Raw genomic sequence first — 17,669 nt, 5'->3', positions numbered from 1 at the left:
CTTTTACTATTCTACCGACTATTTTGAATTGTCACGCACTTTAGAAAGGTAACCTATGACAAAATACGGACTTCGAGCTCAAGTGATTGCCTTTACTATTCTACCGACTATTTTGAATTGTCACGCACTTTAGAAAGGTAACCTATGACAAAATACGGACTTCGAGCTCAAGTGATTGCCTTTACTATTCTACCGACTATTTTGAATTGTCACGCACTTTAGAAAGGTAACCTATGACAAAATACGGACTTCGAGCTCAAGTGATTGCCTTTACTATTCTACCGACTATTTTGATCGGTGGCATATTAGCAAGTTACTTTTCTTTCCATCGTTATTATCAAGCCAATGATTTTTTGATCGACAGGGCCATTAATATAAGTGAGCCACTGGCTATCGCCAGTGAATACGGTATACAAGATCAAACCAGAACCATTCTAAGGCGTCTGATTGGCTCAACACACCGTAAAAACAGCCCTATGATTAAAAGTATTGCTATTTTTGATACAAACAACCAACTTTTTGTAACCAGTAATTACCATCGCAACTTTGATATCTTACGACTCAAAGACGATCAAAAAATTCCACTCTTAACCGAGGTTACACACGAGCAGGACAGCATAATAATTCGCAGCCCAATCGTTGATGAAAGTCGTTTTTTAGAATACCAGTCAACCTTTGAGCAAACGCCAAAAATAATGGGTTATGTCGCATTGGAAGTTAATACGGATGAAATTGTACTGCTGCTTTATCGCGATACTGCCTTGTCATTTGGGGTGGTTTTATTAGGAATTTTAGGCAGTTTACTGCTTGCTTTCGCACAAGCGAAACGAATTACAGGCCCAATTTGCGCAATGGTCTCTGTGGTTGAGAAGATTAGTTTAGGGCGCTTAAATTCACGTGTAGAAGGTAATTATTCTGGCGAGATTGCCTCATTACAATTGGGCATTAATGAAATGGCAGTGGCGATGTCCAAACATCATGAAGAAATGCAGGACAGCATTGATTTAGCGACCAGTGAGTTAAGAGAGACACTTGATCAGATGGAAGTACAGAATATTGAGCTTGATATAACCAAAAAAAAGGCACAACAAGCGGCACTGGTTAAATCTGAGTTTTTAGCCAATATGAGTCATGAATTACGCACGCCGCTCAATGGGGTGATCGGATTTGCCCGGCAACTCCTAAAAACACAACTCACCACCAATCAAATTGATTATCTGCAGACCATCGAACGATCAGCTGGAAATCTACTTAAAATCATTAATGACATTCTTGATTTTTCTAAATTAGAGGCCGGTAAATTCACTCTGGAGCACATCCCCTTTGATTTACGAGACTGCATCGATGAGACAATGCATCTGCTTGCACCCAGTGCCCATGAGAAAAACCTTGAACTAAGTCTGATCGTTGACCCCGAAGTACCCTATGAAGTCTTTGGCGATGCGATGCGTTTGCAGCAAATTTTGACCAATTTAATTGGTAATGCGATTAAGTTTACCGAAAAAGGTGATATTAAAATACAAATTCAGCGCATTGAAGAACAGACCAATAGGGATAATAAAGTAACACTTAAAATAATGATTTCAGATTCTGGCATTGGAATTTCAAAAAAACAGCAAGCACAGTTATTTAAAGCCTTTGGGCAGGCCGATACCAGTATCACACGTCAATATGGTGGTACTGGATTAGGTTTAGTCATTACTCAGAAACTGGTCAAAGAGATGCAGGGTCGAATAGAATTAATATCGATTCCTGAGCAAGGTTCGACTTTTGGTTTTACGATTGTTATCGAAAAAAGCGCCAGAGCAGCATTAAGCAATATCGCGCTTAGTCGTTTGCAAAAACAAAAAGTATTAGTTTTTGAGACTAACGAATATGCTGCACTAGCCTGCACACAACTACTCCGTCAATGGAAAACCGAACCTTTATTAGCAAAAACAGAGCAACAGTGGCAGCAGTTCTTAAATACACGTTACGACAGCATTGTTATTGGATATAGTCACGTTAAGAACTTACAACCCCTTTTTAAGTATATTAAACAAGCCAAGTCATTTAGCGGGAATGTGATTATACTGGTTAATTCCAGCGATCCAGGCATTTATGATACCTTGATGGCGGCGGGCGTGACTCACTGTTTAAGTAAGCCTATAAATCACAAAAGTTTCGCTAATGCACTTATTTCTGATAAAACAGATTTTAATACAATCACATACCATAAGGCTTTACCGATCTTTATGCGTAAGGATATCAATGTTATGGCCGTGGATGATAACCCGGCAAATTTGAAACTTATTTCAGTCATGCTGGCGGATCGCACCAACCATGTAACAACCTGTATTAATGGTCAGCAAGCCGTTGAACAAGCTAAAAATCACCACTTTGACCTTATTTTTATGGATATCCAAATGCCGGTATTAGATGGCATTAATGCCTGCCTGCAAATCAAAAAGGGGAAAATAAATTATAAAACCCCTGTTATTGCTGTTACTGCACATGTATTGTCAGGCGAAAAAGAACAGTTTTTACAACTTGGTATGGATGATTGTCTGGCCAAACCCATTGATGAAATTGCCCTGCAGAAGATGATTAATAAATGGACTCCCAATGCCAAGGTGATGGATGGTAAATCCTTACAGCCCAGATTAGCCCCAAGGGTTAAATTTACGCAGAAAAACCTCTCTATCGACTGGCCCCTTGCGCTGCAGCAGTCCGCGGGCAAAGAGGAGCTTGCCAAGGAATTGCTGGGCATGTTACTTACTGAGTTTGTGGAGATAAAAATTGAGGTTAATAAAGCACTGCACTGCGACATCAACACGCTGCATTTTGCCCAAATCATCCATAAGTTTCATGGGGGCTGCAGTTATAGCGGGGTACCTAAACTTAAGAAGGTTACTGGTCTTATTGAGAATGAGTTAAAACGAGGTATCACACTGGAGTTATTAGAGCCTGAGTTACTTGAGCTGTTGGATGAGTTAGAAAACGTTGCACAACAGGCAAAAAAACATTTAGCTTAGAAAGCCCAGAGCCTGTTTAAAGATAACAAAAAGCCCTGCTGTGGAACAACCAAAGCAGGGCTTTAAATTTCAAGCAGACATGGAAATAGGAATTTACTCTTTTGTGTAAATAACTTCCATCATCTCATCATCTTCACTCCAATCATCATCATCACTATCATCATCAAGCTCTTCTATTGCTGTCTTATGATAATCATCCCACTGGAATTCGACCTGTTGACGCTCTTCCTCTGGCGTAAATTCAGCCGGTAACTCTTCTAAATATTCAACAACATCCCGACAAAGGGTATCTGTCCCGGTTTTTGAAATGGCGGCTACTTTATAAACAGGTCCATCCCACTCAAGTGCTTCTTTAACACGCTCGATGACTAATTCAGCTTCATCTTCTAACAGAAGGTCCGTTTTGTTAAAGACTAACCAACGCGGTTTAGAGGCAAGTTTAGGGCTGTGTTTTTTAAGCTCTGCAATAATAACCAGTGCATTTTCTGCCGGATCACTGCCATCGGCAGGCAATAAATCGATCGTATGCAATAATACACGGCAACGCTCTAAATGACGCAGAAAACGTGCACCAAGGCCCGCTCCATCAGATGCCCCTTCAATTAATCCGGGAATATCTGCAATCACAAAACTGCGTCCATAACCCATACTGACCACACCTAAATTTGGCACTAAGGTCGTGAACGGGTAATCTGCCACTTTTGGTTTTGCCGCTGAAACACTGCGGATAAAGGTTGATTTACCGGCATTAGGCAAACCCAGCATGCCAACATCGGCAAGCAATAATAACTCCAGAAGCAGGTTACGCACTTCACCTGGCGTGCCATCGGTCTTTTGACGAGGGGCACGGTTAGTACTGCTTTTAAAACGTGCATTTCCTAAACCGTGGAAGCCACCTTTGGCAACCATGAGCTGTTGTCCATCGCGCGTTAAATCGCCAAGAACTTCCCCTGTATCAGCATCACGGCAGCGTGTTCCGACGGGTACTTGAATAATTTTATCTTTGCCACGGGATCCGGTACAGTCTCGTGTTTGACCATTTTCACCACGCTCAGCATCATAAAAACGCACAAAACGAAAATCGACCAGGGTATTTAAATTTTCATCTGCCTGCAGGTAAACGTCACCGCCATCACCGCCATCGCCGCCATTTGGGCCGCCACGCGGGATATATTTTTCTGTACGGAAGCCGATACAGCCGTTGCCACCATCTCCGGCATCAACCTTTATTTTTGCTTCGTCAACAAACTTCATTCCAACCTCCAAGAAACCAACACCATCGTTGGCTTGTATAATACCAAAACCATTAATTTTCTGCTCATTTATGCGGGTTAAAACACATGCTAGCTTCGTGATTGATTTTATTCATAACATCCTGTTATTCCCCACTACGTGGCCAGCTAAAGCTGTCCAAAATCGTTCCCTACGATTTTCTATAATTAGAACAACTAGTTACTTCAATCAACACCTTGCTTTCATGCGTTTTTCCTGTGCCTAAATAGACCTCTTAATTAGTAGAATTGGTATGAACTATAATTATACTCATTTCTATTGAACATAGATCACATTTTCATATGTAAATAGAGATAAGTACAATCTAAAATATTATTTAAGGTAAAAAAAAAGCCCCGCATCAGCGAGGCTTTTAAAATTCTTTCATCAAGCCTAAAGTTATTCAGCTACGATAGTAATGAAGCTACGCATCTTTGGACCTTTCTTTTCAAACTTAACTACGCCTGTAGCTTTAGCAAAAAGAGTATGGTCTTTACCGATACCAACATTAATACCAGCGTGGAATTTAGTACCACGTTGACGAACAAGAATATTACCCGCTAGAACTGATTCACCACCGAAACGTTTCACACCAAGGCGTTTACTTTCCGAATCGCGACCGTTATTAGTACTACCACCAGCTTTTTTATGTGCCATTTTTAATAACTCCTAATTAAGCGTTGATTGCAGTAATTTTAACTTCAGTAAACCACTGACGATGACCCGCTGTTGTACGCGAATGCTTACGACGACGGAACTTAACGATTTTAATTTTATTACCACGACCGTGAGCTACTACTTCAGCAGTAACTTTACTTCCTTCAACGTATGGAATACCAACTTTAACGTCTTCTGCATTTGCTACTAAAAGAACTTTATCAAATTCTATAGTCTCGCCAGCTTCAACATCTAGCTTTTCCAAACGAAGAGTTTGTTCAACAGCTACACGGTGTTGCTTGCCACCACTCTGGATAACAGCGTACATGTTTCTTACTCCGTTCAGGCATCTCGTGCTATTTCATTCGAAATTTTGCATCGAGAGCACACTTATATTAATTTCAATGGTGTCGGATTCTACGGCAAATAACTATTTTTGGCAACGATATTCACTAAAAATTTTCAATTTAATTAAGACTAAAATTAACCCGCTAAAATAAAATAATATTGGCAAAGAGCCGATCTTGTTAATAACCCGACTTACTTTATTTGCCATCATTTTAAGGAGCTATTAAATAGTCACCCGATCAAATATTTAAGCTGCCATGGAATCAATTTTTCCAGATAATAAGCTATTCCCACAACGTAAAAAACCGCTAATTTATAAGTTATCATGTGCAATAGTGCACTGGATTATGAAAAGCAGGATAATTTTTAGCTTAAGCAGTTGAGATATCACTAATAAACGGCAATAATAGCGACTCTTTTTAAGAATGGCTATTTGGACTTTTAGGACCATGGATATAAAAACAATTCAGCGTATTTCTGCAACTGAAATGAATCAGGTCAATAAACTGATCACGGAACAATTAAGCTCGGATGTCGCCTTAATTAATCAACTGGGTTTTTATATTATTAATAGCGGTGGTAAACGTATCCGCCCGTTAATTACCGTATTAGCAGCAAAAGCCCTGGGTATTCATGATCAAAATACGACCAAACTTGCCGCGATAATTGAATTTATTCATACGGCAACCTTGCTGCACGATGATGTCGTTGATGACTCAGATCTGCGCCGCGGCAAAAAAACAGCGAATGCGGTATTTGGTTCAGCAGCAAGCGTATTAGTCGGGGATTTTTTATATACCCGCTCTTTTCAGATGATGACGCAGTTGCGTAATTTAAAAGTGATGGATATTTTATCTTCAGCAACCAATATTATTGCTGAAGGTGAAGTTTTACAGTTAATGAATTGTAATGATCCGGACACCACTGAAAAAAAATATATGGATATTATCTACTTTAAAACTGCCAAACTATTTGAAGCGGCAACACAACTTGTCGCCGTATTAGGAGAGCAATCTGAGGAAATTGAAACAGCTTTACTCAATTATGGTAAATACCTTGGGACGGCATTCCAGTTAACCGATGATGTGATGGATTATAACTCTGACGCAAGCGAAATGGGTAAAAATACAGGAGATGACCTGGCAGAAGGCAAACCGACCTTACCGCTTTTATATGCGATTCAACACGGCAATAAAAAGCAAGCAACGCTTATCAAAGAGGCCATTAAAAAAGGTAATGGCATGGATCATTTTGATGAGATTATGCAGGCACTGCATGATACAAATGCATTAGAATATGCAAAAAAACGCGCACTTGAAGAAGCAGATAAAGCCATTAAAGCTCTTGTTATTATTCCAGACAGTGAATACAAACAAGCATTAATAAGCTTGGCTCATATTGCTGCAGATCGAAAATCTTAAAAAGGCTTTAGCAGAGCACTGTTAAGTAGATACAAACAAGCATTAATAAGCTTGTCTCATATTGCTGCAGATCGAAAATCTTAAAAAAGCTTTAGCAGAGCACTGTTAAGTAGATACAAACAAGCATTAATAACCTTAGCTTATATTGCTGCGGATCGAAAATCTTAAATTTTAAAAAGCCTTTAACAGCAAACTATTAAAGGCTTTTTCTTACTATCGGTAAAACCTTAAGTTAATGATGGTTAATCAGCAATACTCGACTCTCATAGGGTTTTAATTTTACTGTCCTCGTTGGTTGAAGGGTTAATAATTCCGGGTAATTTCCAATAATATATTGTCCGTTGTGCAGTTCCAGATGTGCTGGCAATTCATATTCAAGCGGCTTCCCGTAATAGTTATTGATACAGATAAGCGTTTGCTTGTCACTGCGCCGTTGATAACAAAACAGTTGTGCATGCTCCGCTGCCAAATCCGTATAATCCCCGGTTGTTATTACCTCCACTTCTTTACGCAGCGCGATTAAATGCTGGTAATAATAAAAAACCGAGTTTTGATCCTTAAGCGCCCGCTCGACATTAATCTGCTTATAATTCTTTGCCACATCCAGCCAGGGAACACCTTTTGTAAAACCGGCATTCTGATCACTGTTCCACTGAATGGGTGTGCGCGAATTATCTCGCGATTTCTGGGCAAGAATAGCCAGCACCTGCTGCTCACTTTTCCCCTGATGATTGAGCATAATATCGTACATATTAAGGCTTTCAAGATCGCGGTATTGTTCAATTGATGTATAACCAGGATTGGTCATGGCAATCTCTTCACCCTGATAAATATAAGGTGTGCCCTGCATCATATGCAGTGATGTTGCCAGCATCTTCGCGGATTCAACGCGATATTCTTGATCATTACCTAAACGGCTAACTATTCGCGGCTGATCATGATTACACCAGAATAGTGCAGACCATCCTTTCCCGAACATGCCCTGCTGCCAATGATTAAAAATAGTTTTCAGCTCTATAAAATCAAAGGGTGCCTGCGTCCATTTTTCACCGTTTATATAATCAACTTTTAAATGGTGAAAATTAAACACCATAGATAACTCTTTTCCGTCAAGTGCTGAATATTGCTGGCACTCATCGAGTGAAGTAGAAGACATTTCGCCGACCGTGACTGCACCATATTGATTAAACACAGCATCACTTAACTCGCGCAGGTATTGATGCACGCGTGGTCCATCGGTGTAGAAACGGCGACCATCGCCCTGATAGTCATTTGCATAATCCTGCTGTTTAGAGATTAAGTTAATCACATCAAGACGAAAACCATCAACTCCTTTTTCAGCCCAAAACTCGATGATGTTTTTGACTTGATCACGCACTTTGGGATTTTCCCAGTTTAAATCAGCCTGCTCCGGGGCAAAAAGGTGCAGGTAGTATTGCTGAGTTTTTTCATCTAACTGCCAGGCATTACCGCCAAATTTTGATACCCAATTGTTCGGCGCCTGACCATTTACAGGGTCTTTCCAGATATAATAATCCCGATATTCACTGTCTTTATTACCCAAAGCCGATTGGAACCATTGATGCTCAGTTGAAGTATGATTAACCACAATATCTAAAATAATGCGGATACCTTTCTGATGAGCACTGTCCAGGAGCTGCTCAAAATCCTCCATACAACCAAAATCAGGATTAATAGTGTAATAATCTGAGATATCATAACCATTATCAATCATCGGTGATGCATAAATCGGGGTAAGCCAAATGGCATCAATACCCAGAGTTTTAAGATAATCCAGTTTAGAGATAATACCTTTAAGATCCCCCGTACCTTTACTGCCGCTGTCACAAAAGCTTTTAGGATAAATCTGATACACCGTCGCTGTGCGCCACCATTCTCTTTCTATTTTATTCATATCTATTAACTCTTAGCTCTCTTAAATTAAGAAAACCGTTGATCACTCAACGGCTAATATCTTTTTTCAATACGCCAGACAGTTTTAATTCATTAACATTAAAAAAATTTCAGCGTATCTTTTTTTGATAGTCAGTTAATGAGTGGCTAATGCAGGTTCTGCCTCGTCTTCAATTAACTCATCTTGGTCAAGATTGCCCTTTTTCTCTGCACGTTTGTAAAGTATCAGTGTTAAAGCAATAGGTACCACTATTGCAGTAAGCATCGCCAGTGCATAGACGCCCCAATACTGCGGCTGAATGGATAGAATACCCGGCAATCCACCGACACCAATCCCGTTCGCCATCACACCTGCAATACCACAAATACCAGCGGCAACCGCAGAGCCAATCATGGCGCATAACATGGGAAATTTATATTTCAAGTTGATCCCGTACATAGCGGGTTCAGTCACCCCTAAAAATGCAGAGATAGCAGCAGGTATCGAAATCTCACGTTCATTATGTTTTTTACTGATCCAGATAATACCCACCACAGCTGACGCTTGTGCAATATTAGATAAGGCAATCAGTGGCCAGATAGGTGTTCCGCCAATATCCTGCATTAACTGTAAATCAACCGCATTGGTTGTATGGTGAATACCGGTAATCACTAAGGGTGCATAAAAGAAACCAAAAATCATCGAACCAAGCACAGCAAAATCACCCGTCATGGCAACTTTAGCGGCATAACCCACGGCATTACCAATTTCACGTCCGATCGGACCTATAATCGAATGCGCCAAAACAACAGCAACAAGCAATGAAACAAAAGGCACAATAACAAGGTATAAATAGGCGGGAATAATACGTTTTAAATTCGTTTCAATAATAGCTAAAGCCAGACCGGCTAAAATAGCGGGAATAACTTGCGCTTGGTAGCCCACTTTTTCCATCACAAAGAAACCAAAGTCCCAAACATCTGGTGTGCCAGAACCAATGCCGTAAGCATTCATTAATTGTGGTGAAACCAGAGTGATACCTAAGACAATACCTAGAATCGGTGTACCGCCCAGTTTTTTTACCGTGGCCCAACACACACCAACGGGCAGGAAGTGGAAGATAGCCTCGCCAAGTAACCATAGGAAAGAGTGAACTCCAGTCCAAAACTGACTGGTTTCAACCAGGGTTTTACCATCGAACATTGGGATATCACCGATCACATTTCGGAATCCGAGAATCAAACCGCCAGTAATAATAGCAGGGAGCAGCGGGACAAAAATTTCCGCCATATGCGAGATACCGCGCTCCAGAAAATTCATATTCTGCCTTGCAGCCGCTTTTGTCGCTTCTTTATCAGCCCCACCGCCACCTGTTATCTTGGTTAATATTTTATATACGTCATCAACTTCAGTACCAATCACTATCTGAAACTGCCCCGCAGTAGTAAACGCCCCTTTTACCATCGGAATTTTTTCAATTTCTTTAATATTTGCTAATTCAGGATCACCTAAGGCAAAACGTAAACGTGTTAAACAATGGCTAACACTGGCTATATTGCCCTTCCCCCCGATAAGCTCAACTAAACGTTCAACTTGTTTCTGATCAATTTTACTCATTTCATTATCCCTTCTGTTATAAGTCTTTTATGGGAGCGCTCCCAATTGCAGGCATAATAACGCAAACAAAAAATAATTAAATGGAGACGGCTTGATTACGCGAAGGTGATCACAAAATGGGAATGCTCCCATTATTATGATCAGGGCGGTATCTTTAAAGGCACTAACAAAATATATCGAGCAATAAAACAGACCAGTGACTTTTACTGCTTCGCTGTAATGCCTTACATCCCGACCATAAAGACTGGGTGCCTGTAATAGTTGCAGAAGCTGGAATGGATTGGCGCGATGATAGTGCTGTTAACTCGCTTTAGCAGCGCATTAGACAAGAAAGCCGAAGCTCAAGCCGTTAATATCAGAAAAGCTTAATCAAAAATAAAGGCGATATTCAAAAAATATCGCCTTTATATCTTTTACTTTATAAAAATACAGTTAAAACAGCAAATCAGTTAAATAACCGATCCCTGTTATGGGCTGCTGACCAGTCCTGCTGGTGTCCTAAAGGTACAATGCCATAAGGATTAATAGCCAGATGACTGGCATAATAATGGCGTTTAATATGCGCCATATTGACCGTTTCAGCTATACCAGGTATTTGATAGAGTTCCAGCATGTAGTTGTATAAGTGGGTAAACTCTTTGATCAAATTCAAGTTACATTTAAAGTGGGTATGATATACAGAGTCAAAACGCACTAATGTCGGCCACAAGCGCCAATCCGCTTCGGTAAGTTCATTGCCCGTTAAATAACGTTGTGTGGCGAGCTTATTATCAAGTTGCTGTAACGCTGAAAATAAATCTTTGGCATTATTGTCATAGGCCTGCTGGCTGGTGGCAAAACCGGTTTTATAAACACCATTATTAATATTGTGATAAACCAGCTCATTAACCTGGTCAATTTGATCTTGCAAATACTCAGGGTAAAAATCTAACTCATTACCGGTAATCCCGTTAAAAGCGGAATTGAAAATGCGAATAATTTCCGATGATTCATTATTGACAATCACTTTTTGTTGTTTGTCCCATAATACAGGCACACTAATAACCCCCGTGTAGTCGGGCACTTGTGCAAAATATTTTTCAGACAAATATTCCCCGCCGTATAAGTCGTCACCGGTTGTCCCGTATAACTCTTGTGATCCTTTATCATGTTTAAAAGACCAGCCCTTTTCAAACATCTCAGGATGAACCACACTGACGGTGATCATCTCCTCAAGCCCTTTAAGCTTTCGAAAAATCAAAGCACGATGGGCCCAGGGACAAGCCAGAGAGACATATAAATGGTAACGGCCCGCTTCAGCCTGGAATCCGCTAAGACCCGTTATACCGGCACTGCCGTCCGGGGTGATCCAATTTCTAAATTGTGAATCTTTGCGGCGATATTCACCCTCATTGATACTGCTGTTCCAACTGGATTTTACTGATTTCATTTTAGCTGCCTCTTTGTTATATCTTGAGTAAATATTAAAGCGTGTTAAACGATACTGGGTGGTTTTAACAGAAATAAAATATTCTGACGGGCTGTTTCTTGACGCTGTCCCCTATCGCTTTATGCGTTGATGATTTAGACATAATAATTGCCTGTAAAGTAAAAAAGTAATCGACGATATCTTACTCTTACCCATTTTTTCATTTTGATGATTTTCCATCTCAATGACTTTCCATTTCTATAATAATGAAATGCGCATGAGATCCCTGCAGTGAAAAATTAATCTTTCCGGCAGCACTTAATTCCAGTGAGTCGCGTTCATTAAGTAACGGGTAACCTTCAATATTGATACTGCCTTCAATACAATTAATATAAGCCTGCCTGCCCGGTTGTAATTCAAATTCGACAATAGCGCGCGAATCGGTTAGTTCAGATACATATAAATTAACATCTGAATTGAGATACAAAGGGGAGGTGTTTTTATTTTTTGGATTACCAACAATATGTAATAGTTTATTTTCTCTTTCCTGTAATTCAAATTGTTGGTGATGGTAACGAACAGGCCCTCCCTTTTTCGAGGGCATAATCCAAATTTGTAAAAATCGACACCAATCATTCTGCTTATTAAGCTCTGAATGCGATATACCCGAACCCGCTGAAATAGCCTGAACATGGCCACGGCCAATGGTCTCTTCGACGTTGGTGACACTATCCCAATGGGTTAATTGACCTTTAACTATATAACTGACAATCTCCATATCCCTGTGCGGGTGACGGCCAAATCCACTGTGCGGGGTGACATCATCATCGTTTAAAACACGCAGTGCGCCAAAGTTCATTCTTGTCGGGTTGTAATAATTAGCAAATGAAAAATGAAAACGGGTATTTGCCGGATGCATACTGCTACTCGGTAAATAATATAATTCAGATGCACTGATTTTTTGATGGCTTGCTTTCATATTGACACCCCTAATGTAAACTTCATTGTTAAAGCTATTATATTTAATCCCAACAACGATTAATAACGGTAATAATTGAACTATTAGTTCAAAAGGATTGAAGTAATGAATTCACCGATCACACTCGACACGTTAAAGGTACTTGATGCTATTAAACGTAAGCATAGTTTTTTCGGCGCAGCGGATTAATTGTTTCGGGTGCTTTCGACTATCTTCTATACGGTCAATAAGCTTGAAGAGGATTTAAATATTGCGCTGTTTGATGCAGCACGTTCAGCGGGTTTACTCGATGGTCAGGCGCGTATTACCGCTCCTAGTATTGACAAAAAATAGAGGTACAGTTGCTGGTTTAGGAGTGGGTTATTTGCCTGTTCATCGCCTATAGCAAGAGTGACAGCTGTGGCACCCAGTGGCATTAACGGTGGCAAAACCTGAAGATAGCAACCATGATTTGTGTATTGCATGGCATAAATATAATAAAGGCAATACACTGGCGTGGTTTGTGGAAAAAATACAGGCATTACCAAGCAATGTGTTTTTGACCCATTAATTACAAAACAATAAAAAGCCAGCCGAGTAACTACCGGGCTGATTCTATTGTGACTTAATACAAGCAACGCAGTGATTATTTAAATCTAAACTTGAAAAAATCGTATTTTATTTTCCGACGCTAAACTTGAGTGCTTCGAACCTAAAACGGAAAGCGGATAGCATGACCGGCATTTTTTGCCTTAGTCCTTAAATAGGATTCGTTATCGTCTTTAATAAATGTTGAAGTACTGATCACCTTATCAACCGTTATCCCATACTCCCGCAACGCCTTCACTTTTAGCGGGTTATTGGTTAATAGCTGTAGTTTCCTAATATTTAACGCCGCGAGCATTTGTCCCGCTTCGGTGAAATCTCTAAGGTCGTCTTCAAAACCTAACTGGTTATTAGCTTGATAGGTGTCCATACCTTCAGATTGAAGTTTATAAGCATCAATTTTGTTATATAGGCCAATTCCCCGACCTTCCTGACGCAGATAAATAATAATGCCGCCTTCTTTTTCCATTAGCTCGATGGCTTCATCTAATTGTTCACCGCAATCACAACGTGATGAATGAAAAACATCTCCCGTTAAACATTCGGAATGTATGCGCACGATCGGCGAGCTTGAGCACTCGTCTGCTTTTCCAAAAATAATAGCGATATGCTCTTTATCGGACGTTAAGCCATTAAACGATGCTATCTGAGCTGGAATTCGGCTATTAGCACCTATTTTTAGCGAAATTTTGGTTCTTACTTTGGTCATAATATTTAACCTTATATCTTCTACTATTATTTTAGTTACACAGGATGAGTCCAATTAAGCCACTTGATCGGCCAGTATCAATGACGCATTGGTGACGTTTCAGATAAGCTTTGCAGCGAGTCCCGTAAGTACTTCAAGCACTTGATCTTTCTTATAAGCGGCGTTAATAAAATCGGTTCTTTTTTCATTCCCAATATGACCTCTCTCAGCAAGCAGCGCTCTGCTAAAATCATACCAGACTTGCAGTATTTTTTCCTTTACCCGATGCTGCAATAACATTATTCGGGATTTTGCTGATTTTATCATCCTCCTATGGTCAGGGACATAATAACCGTCATTGTTTTTAACGTTGACAGCCATAGGCGCGCCTTGCTACTGAGGCGCTGTGAGTATCATGTCCGTCATAAATGAACCAAGACAGAGCAGTATTGATGCCACTTTTTTGTGCAGTCCATTTCTTTGAATAATCTCCGTTTTCAACAAACCTGAATTTGTTGATCCGATAAATCTGTTAAGCATCTAGATATTTTTATGTTTTTGGTATACATATAACACCCTTGCAAAATTTCTCTTAAAAAAAGCTGTAATGAACCGCTGGATTTTACCACGCAATAATTAAGAATGAGTTGTAGACTTAAGCATAGGAAGTAGATGAGCGTTTAATTGACAGGTTCAAGCTGCCTAATTATGACTGATAACTTAACTCTTTTCATGTGCTAAAATCTTTTATGCCAATACAAAAAAATCTATTTTATGACATTAAATAGAACGCTTTATAACCAATCGCTTAAAAGCCTTAGATTACGAGGACTTAACATTGTTTAGCAGAATATTGTCATCACTGTGTAAATACTTTACATATATTCACTCCAGTCACTCGCCATCATTAGGTAAGGCCATTTTCTTTACGGGCTTAATGGCGGCTGGGCTTGTCACGGCAATTTTGGTGCAACCCTTGATTGAAATTGGAGGCTGGCAAAACTACCTGCCATTACACACTGCGCTTGAAACTATTTCCATTATTATCGCAGCATTAATATTTGCCGTGGGCTGGACAGGCAGAAAACGCAAGTTACCCGGCAACATAGTCTTGCTTGCCTCTGTGTTTTTGGGGGTGGGCATACTCGATTTTTCTCATATACTCTCCTACCCGGGCATGCCTGATTATGTAACGCCAAGCAACCCTAATAAAACCATTGGATTTTGGCTTGCGGCAAGAATACTTTCGACCATCGGATTATTATTATTCGTTATATTACCAATTCGTCTATCGTCTTTTAGGTTTTTCCGCTATCTGATTTTGTCAATCATACTGGCAGCAACGGGAATTGTGCACTGGCTGATCCTAATGAATCCTGACTTTCTTTCACATCTGTTCTTTACCCCGCAAGCGGGACTTAGCGCTCTTAAAATCAATACTGAGTATATTATTATCGGTTTAACTTTAATAACAGTATTGCTACTGCTGCAGCAAATGCACCGACCCCAAACCTATCATGCATCATCCCTGCTCACAGGTCTGTGTATTATAGCGATGAGCGAGTTTTTCTTCACTCTATACGCCGATTTAACGGATATTTACAATATATCGGGTCATCTCTATAAGGTTATTGCCTACCTCTTTATTTACCGGGCAATTTTTATTACTGTCATCGAAAGACCCTACCACAATCTAGAGTTGGCAAAAACTCAACTTCGCGAAAAAAAACGCTTACTCGACGACATTATAGAGAATATTCCAACGGCTATTTTTCTGAAAGATGTTAATAATTTACGGCTTTCTCTTATCAATAAATCCACTGAAAAGTTATTTGGACATAGTCGTGAAACTATTTTAGGGCAAAGTGATTATGACTTTTTCCCTAAAGAACAAGCAGACTTTTTCACCAATAAAGATCGCGAGACGATAGAGCGAAGAACACTACTTGAAATCCCCGAGGAAATCATAGATACCCCCTTTGGATCCCGCACTCTATACACAAAAAAAATAATCATCACCGATGAGCACAATAATCCCAAATTTCTGCTTGGCATTTCAGAAGATATTACCGAACGCAACGCCGCCAAAAAGGCGCTTGAAGAAAGTGAACACTCCCTTAGAGAATCACAGCGAATTGCACGTTTGGGAAGCTACCTTTTCGATTTGCGCAGTAACCAATGGTCCGGTTCTGAAATATTAGATAATTTACTTGGTATTGATGCCGATTACCAACGTACTATGGAAGGTTGGGCGCAATTAATTCATCCTGATGATCGCAGTAGAATAGATCATTATTTTAAAGAAGATGTCCTTAATCAGAAAAAATCCTTTAATCAAGAATATCGAATGAAACGTCAAAATGATCAAGCTGTCCGTTGGGTACATGGCTTAGGTGAGCTCGAGTTCGATAATCAAGGAAGCCCTATCCTCATGAAAGGGACCATTCAGGATATTACCGAACGAAAACTTGCTGAAGCTCACCTGCAGGCTCTGGCAAACTTTGATCAGCTTACCGGGCTGCCGAACCGTTTTATGCTCAAGGATAAAATCACCTACCTTTTTACGCTTGCAAGACGTAATAATGAATCCTTAACCATGATGTTTCTAGACCTTGACCATTTTAAAAATGTCAATGATACCTTAGGGCATGTAATTGGTGATCGACTGCTGATCGAAATAGCAAAGCGACTAAAATCTGCCATCCGGGAGGTCGACCTTGTATCAAGGATTGGAAGCGATGAGTTTATTTTACTTTTCCCTAATACCGATGCAGACAGCGCATTAAATATTGCGACAAAACTGATTGAAACCGTGTCACTGCCTACTGTCTTTGAACACCATGAACTGTTTATCACTGCCACAATAGGTATTGCTATCTATCCGAATGATGGCGAAGAGTTTGAAACCTTGATCAAAAATGCCGATACCGCCATGTCTCAGGCAAAAAGATACAGCCGCAACACTTTCCATTTTTTCACCGAAGAGATGCAGGTTCATTTGCAACGTAAGTTAAAAATAGTCAATGCCATGAGACATGCTCTGCTGCGTAATGAAATGCAAGTACACTACCAACCACAGATTTCAGCAGTAAAGGGGCATATTATAGGTGCTGAAGCGCTGCTGCGCTGGAGACATCCGGAGCTGGGAGACATTTCTCCCGGTGAATTCATTCCCATTGCAGAAAGCAGCGGACAGATTGTAGCGATTGGAGAGTGGGTATTACGTACCGCCATTGATCAAATGAAGGTCTGGCAAAATGAAGGACTCGCGCCAATGGTTGTCGCTGTCAATCTGTCTGCTCTGCAGTTTAAACAAGCCAACCTTATCGGCATGATTATTAGCATGCTAAATAAAGCACAGCTCGCACATCAATACCTGGAATTGGAACTCACCGAAGCCATTACTATGGATGATCCGCAGCAGGCGATTAACATTATGAATCAATTGCATGCAAAGGGCATTCGCATGTCGATTGATGACTTTGGTACAGGTTACTCTTCCCTGAGCTATCTCAAGCAGTTTAAGGTTTACAAACTTAAAATCGACCAATCATTTATTTGTAATCTTGCCAGGGATTCCGATGACCGAGCGATGGTGCACGCCATTATCGATATGGCGAAAAACCTCGGAATGCAGACCATTGCCGAAGGGGTCGAGACAGCCGAACAGCTGGAATTTCTACGCCTGCACGGCTGTAATGAAATACAAGGTTATTATTTTAGTAAAGCTATTCCGGCTGACGAATTTTCCCGCTTTGCCAAGCAGGGCCCGCACCACTAAAACGA

General features: G+C 40.3%; 14 protein-coding genes. 5 read left to right on the top strand and 9 right to left on the bottom strand.

Going from position 1 to position 17,669, the window contains the following annotated elements; all coding sequences use genetic code 11:
* The first annotated feature begins 233 nt into the window (after positions 1–233).
* Complete coding sequence (gene barA / locus PING_RS02775) at positions 234–3,014, top strand: two-component sensor histidine kinase BarA (RefSeq protein WP_011768941.1); 2,781 nt, start codon at positions 234–236, stop codon at positions 3,012–3,014.
* A 93-nt stretch (positions 3,015–3,107) separates the two neighbouring features.
* Here the strand turns inward: barA and cgtA are convergent, their stop codons facing one another.
* The 3 genes from cgtA to rplU form a co-directional block, all read right to left on the bottom strand.
* The gene (gene cgtA, locus PING_RS02770; protein ID WP_011768940.1) at positions 3,108–4,268 is read right to left on the bottom strand and encodes an Obg family GTPase CgtA; all 1,161 of its coding nucleotides are present in this window, start codon (positions 4,266–4,268) and stop codon (positions 3,108–3,110) included.
* A 417-nt stretch (positions 4,269–4,685) separates the two neighbouring features.
* Positions 4,686–4,943, bottom strand: coding sequence for a 50S ribosomal protein L27 (gene rpmA, locus PING_RS02765; protein WP_011768939.1), 258 nt, complete (start codon positions 4,941–4,943; stop codon positions 4,686–4,688).
* A 16-nt stretch (positions 4,944–4,959) separates the two neighbouring features.
* Complete coding sequence (gene rplU, locus PING_RS02760; protein WP_011768938.1) at positions 4,960–5,271, bottom strand: 50S ribosomal protein L21; 312 nt, start codon at positions 5,269–5,271, stop codon at positions 4,960–4,962.
* 469 nt (positions 5,272–5,740) lie between these two features.
* Between rplU and ispB the strand changes: the two genes are divergently transcribed.
* Positions 5,741–6,712, top strand: a complete 972-nt coding sequence (gene ispB, locus PING_RS02755) for an octaprenyl diphosphate synthase (RefSeq protein ID WP_041765849.1) — start codon at positions 5,741–5,743, stop codon at positions 6,710–6,712.
* Positions 6,713–6,944: 232 nt separating this feature from the next.
* Here ispB and treC read toward each other — a convergent pair whose 3' ends face one another.
* The 4 genes from treC to PING_RS02735 form a co-directional block, all read right to left on the bottom strand.
* Positions 6,945–8,627 carry an alpha,alpha-phosphotrehalase gene (gene treC, locus PING_RS02750; protein WP_011768936.1) on the bottom strand — a complete coding sequence of 561 codons (1,683 nt, stop codon included), beginning with the start codon at positions 8,625–8,627 and terminating at the stop codon, positions 6,945–6,947.
* Between the two features lie 135 nt (positions 8,628–8,762).
* A complete protein-coding gene (treB, locus tag PING_RS02745) occupies positions 8,763–10,223 on the bottom strand; it encodes a PTS trehalose transporter subunit IIBC (RefSeq protein ID WP_011768935.1) in 1,461 nt (486 codons plus the stop codon).
* Positions 10,224–10,668: 445 nt separating this feature from the next.
* Positions 10,669–11,652, bottom strand: coding sequence for a glutathione S-transferase family protein (locus PING_RS02740; RefSeq protein WP_011768934.1), 984 nt, complete (start codon positions 11,650–11,652; stop codon positions 10,669–10,671).
* Positions 11,653–11,872: 220 nt separating this feature from the next.
* On the bottom strand, positions 11,873–12,610 hold the full coding sequence (locus PING_RS02735; protein ID WP_011768933.1) for a pirin family protein: 738 nt from the start codon (positions 12,608–12,610) through the stop codon (positions 11,873–11,875).
* A gap of 189 nt (positions 12,611–12,799) precedes the next feature.
* Between PING_RS02735 and PING_RS20395 the strand changes: the two genes are divergently transcribed.
* The gene (locus PING_RS20395; protein WP_157035296.1) at positions 12,800–12,943 is read left to right on the top strand and encodes a hypothetical protein; all 144 of its coding nucleotides are present in this window, start codon (positions 12,800–12,802) and stop codon (positions 12,941–12,943) included.
* A gap of 88 nt (positions 12,944–13,031) precedes the next feature.
* Positions 13,032–13,160: a hypothetical protein gene (locus tag PING_RS21575; RefSeq protein WP_269571557.1), complete on the top strand. Its 129-nt coding sequence runs from the start codon at positions 13,032–13,034 to the stop codon at positions 13,158–13,160.
* A gap of 141 nt (positions 13,161–13,301) precedes the next feature.
* On the opposite strand, the gene ribA is transcribed toward PING_RS21575, so the two are convergent.
* Together ribA and PING_RS02725 are read right to left on the bottom strand one after the other, a co-directional pair.
* On the bottom strand, positions 13,302–13,904 hold the full coding sequence (ribA, locus tag PING_RS02730) for a GTP cyclohydrolase II (protein ID WP_011768932.1): 603 nt from the start codon (positions 13,902–13,904) through the stop codon (positions 13,302–13,304).
* Between the two features lie 99 nt (positions 13,905–14,003).
* Entirely contained in the window at positions 14,004–14,264 is a 261-nt protein-coding gene (locus tag PING_RS02725) for a hypothetical protein (protein WP_011768931.1), read from the bottom strand.
* Between the two features lie 457 nt (positions 14,265–14,721).
* Between PING_RS02725 and PING_RS02720 the strand changes: the two genes are divergently transcribed.
* Positions 14,722–17,664: a bifunctional diguanylate cyclase/phosphodiesterase gene (locus PING_RS02720; protein ID WP_011768930.1), complete on the top strand. Its 2,943-nt coding sequence runs from the start codon at positions 14,722–14,724 to the stop codon at positions 17,662–17,664.
* Positions 17,665–17,669: the final 5 nt, after the last annotated feature.

This window comes from Psychromonas ingrahamii 37 (genome assembly GCF_000015285.1).
Taxonomy (GTDB): Bacteria; Pseudomonadota; Gammaproteobacteria; order Enterobacterales; family Psychromonadaceae; genus Psychromonas; species Psychromonas ingrahamii.
This window is presented reverse-complemented; position numbering and strand designations above follow the sequence as displayed.

Bases quoted from the DNA above. Each gene is read 5' to 3' on its own strand.
- barA (WP_011768941.1), top strand. From the start codon at position 234: ATGACAAAATACGGACTTCGAGCTCAAGTGATTGCCTTTACTATTCTA.
- cgtA (WP_011768940.1), bottom strand. From the start codon at position 4,268: ATGAAGTTTGTTGACGAAGCAAAAATAAAGGTTGATGCCGGAGATGGT.
- rpmA (WP_011768939.1), bottom strand. From the start codon at position 4,943: ATGGCACATAAAAAAGCTGGTGGTAGTACTAATAACGGTCGCGATTCG.
- rplU (WP_011768938.1), bottom strand. From the start codon at position 5,271: ATGTACGCTGTTATCCAGAGTGGTGGCAAGCAACACCGTGTAGCTGTT.
- ispB (WP_041765849.1), top strand. From the start codon at position 5,741: ATGGATATAAAAACAATTCAGCGTATTTCTGCAACTGAAATGAATCAG.
- treC (WP_011768936.1), bottom strand. From the start codon at position 8,627: ATGAATAAAATAGAAAGAGAATGGTGGCGCACAGCGACGGTGTATCAG.
- treB (WP_011768935.1), bottom strand. From the start codon at position 10,223: ATGAGTAAAATTGATCAGAAACAAGTTGAACGTTTAGTTGAGCTTATC.
- PING_RS02740 (WP_011768934.1), bottom strand. From the start codon at position 11,652: ATGAAATCAGTAAAATCCAGTTGGAACAGCAGTATCAATGAGGGTGAA.
- PING_RS02735 (WP_011768933.1), bottom strand. From the start codon at position 12,610: ATGAAAGCAAGCCATCAAAAAATCAGTGCATCTGAATTATATTATTTA.
- ribA (WP_011768932.1), bottom strand. From the start codon at position 13,904: ATGACCAAAGTAAGAACCAAAATTTCGCTAAAAATAGGTGCTAATAGC.
- PING_RS02725 (WP_011768931.1), bottom strand. From the start codon at position 14,264: ATGGCTGTCAACGTTAAAAACAATGACGGTTATTATGTCCCTGACCAT.